Genomic DNA, 2,748 nt, shown 5'->3' with positions numbered 1-2,748 from the left:
GAGGGGGAATGCCATTTTCTATGGAAAGTCGAACGCTATGGTCAATGCTTCCTTCTGACACAATATCATCCAGATGTCGGTCATCTGTGACAAATAAACAACGACGGGAATTTCTCTCATTTATGGCTGGAACCAGGTTTATTAAGTCTTTGGCAACAGTGCCCTCCCTGATCATAATATACATTCCTTTACGAAGTCTCTCTTTTGCCTCTTTTGCTGTGGTGCATTCATGATCGGTTTTAATACCTGCAGACATATAAACATTGAGCTGTTGTTCGGTTAAGCCCGCGGCGTGGCCATCAATGTTTTTGCCATGTTTTATTGCATCGTTTAATTTTTGTAGCATATCCTCTTCTGTATTGGAGACGGCTGGAAAATTCATCACTTCGGCTAAACCAAGAACCCTTGGATTTTGATAGAATGGGGTTAGATCTTCGCTACTCAAGACAGCACCTGAATGTTCGAATTTTGTCGACGGTACACAAGATGGCATCATAAAGTAGAAGTCAAAAGGAAGGTCATTGGATTGTTCGATCATGTATTGAATGCCCTTTGTTCCTGAAACATTGGCAATTTCATGCGGATCTGCAACAATGCAGGTCACTCCATGTAAAAGCAGTATTTTTGCTAGTTCAGAAGGACGAACCATTGAGGATTCAATATGGACATGACCATCGATAAAGGTGGGTGAAACATATTTACCAGCGGCATCAATTTCTGATTTGCCCTCGTAACTTCCAATACCGGCAAAAAAACCATCCACGATTGCGATGTCGCCAGTATAGGTATCGCCATTAAATACATCAATAATCCGACCATTTTTAATGACGCAATCAGCAGGCTTTCTTCCTGACGCAACGTCGATTCTCCTTTGAATCAAACTTTTTTCCATTATTATGCCCTCCGTTTCTAAAAAATCTTTCCGATTAGTATTTCACTTTTTCCGAATATGTCTCCCATGTACGGAACGGTAAATCATGGTTACTAAAAGACATTTGCTGCATTTTAATAGAACGGCTCTCCATTGGTACCGCGAGTTCTTGGTATATAAATTGGTCATCAAAGCCGATACAGGCCGCATCCTCTTTCGTACAAGCGTAATAAATCACTTTTGGACGGGCCCAATAAAGAGCACCGATACACATTGGACACGGTTCGCAGCTTGTGTATATTTCACAATCAGTAAGCTGGAAACTGTTCAGATTTCTGCAAGCATCACGAATCGCTTGTACTTCAGCATGAGCGGTCGGATCATTGGCTGTTGTCACATTATTACAACCTCTCCCTACGACCACGCCATCTTTTACAATAATAGCCCCAAATGGTCCTCCGTTCTTTGCCAATACATTTTCATATGCAAGTTGAACTGCCATCTCCATGAATTTTACATCCAATAAAAACACCCCTATCAAAATTTTTGATAAACAGTAAATAGTTTGTGTGATGTTTCATGCCGTAAATATAATAAATAATATACCATATATGGATAAAAGTTGAATAATATTTTCAGAAAATAATAAAAAATACTTTTGTGTTAGAAAATATAACGTATAAAATATTTAAAATATTAAGAAGTATTTTTACAAATTATTTTAAAACTGATATTGTTAGAAGAAAATCATTAAGATTATGAAGGTGAAATGTATGGGGTTTTTGGGAGTTCTTTTACCGATATTCGGTATTTTTGTTTTAGGGTTCGTCGGTCAGAAAAGGTTTCAACTTGATACAAAATCCATTTCGACGGCAGCATTATATTTAATGTCACCTTTTCTTGTGTTCCGTACTTTTTATACAGCTGAATTTAATGTTAATTATTTTTATCTGTTTTTATTCACGATTGTACTCTGTCTTTCTCTTATTTTGGTTGTCTATATCATTTCGTTTTTTCGTAATTATACAGTAACGGAAACGAGTGGGATGATCTTAGCGTCCGCATTCATGAATAATGGAAATTACGGAACACCAGTCATTTTCCTTCTATTTGGAGCAGCAGGACTTGATTATGCCATCATTTTAATGGTAGGCCAGCAGTTAGTCATGTGTACAATAGGTATATATTTTGCTGCAAAGGGAAGTCCGGAAGGTAACGGAGTACATTCTGCACTTAAAGCTGTGTGTAGGATGCCGATTGTGTACGGAGCAATTGCAGGTGTGGTTTTTAAGCTTGTGAACATTCCTTTAAGCAATTCGGTTATGGAAGCCGTCAACCTTGTTGCAAATGCGGCAATTCCGACAATTATGATTACACTTGGAATGCAGCTTGCCAACATCTCACTAAAAAAAATCGCGCTACAAAAGCTCTCTATCTCGTTGCTGGTAAAGCTTGCTATATCTCCAGCCATTGCTTTCCTATTATCACTTGCTTTGCCGGTAGATGATATGGTCAGGCATATTATGATTATCGTAGCTGCTATGCCGACGGCAGCTAACACCACGATGTACGCTCTCCAATTTAATACGGAGCCTGAATTTGTATCAAGTGCCACGTTCATTAGTACATCCTTAAGTTTGATTACGCTTCCTATTGTCTTTTTCTTTGTATTATAGATAATATTTTAATATTTATGAAAATAAATTAGGGAATTTTAGTTTATTATGAAACTTAAAATCTTAAACCTCTTGGCCATGAATAAGATGTGTGAAAAACTTGTACATGAATAATCTGTACAAGTTTTTTTACATTGCAAAAGTGTATAAGGATAATTGATGTTAAAATTCATATACTATTATGCAATAAGAGATACGTGG

3 protein-coding genes are annotated in these 2,748 nt (G+C 37.3%); 1 reads left to right on the top strand and 2 read right to left on the bottom strand.

Annotation, left to right across the window (positions count from 1 at the left end; all coding sequences use genetic code 11):
• On the bottom strand, positions 1-892 hold an 892-nt coding region (locus AC1DUW_RS25240), incomplete at its 3' end, for an amidohydrolase family protein (protein ID WP_477643759.1).
• Positions 893-926: 34 nt separating this feature from the next.
• Positions 927-1,379, bottom strand: coding sequence for a nucleoside deaminase (locus AC1DUW_RS25235; protein ID WP_053348096.1), 453 nt, complete (start codon positions 1,377-1,379; stop codon positions 927-929).
• 265 nt (positions 1,380-1,644) lie between these two features.
• Here AC1DUW_RS25235 and AC1DUW_RS25230 point away from each other — a divergent pair, with 265 nt between their 5' ends.
• On the top strand, positions 1,645-2,547 hold the full coding sequence (locus AC1DUW_RS25230) for an AEC family transporter (protein WP_053346389.1): 903 nt from the start codon (positions 1,645-1,647) through the stop codon (positions 2,545-2,547).
• Positions 2,548-2,748 lie beyond the last annotated feature (201 nt).

The sequence above is a fragment of the Peribacillus sp. P4_C12 genome (assembly GCF_056402095.1).
This window is presented reverse-complemented; position numbering and strand designations above follow the sequence as displayed.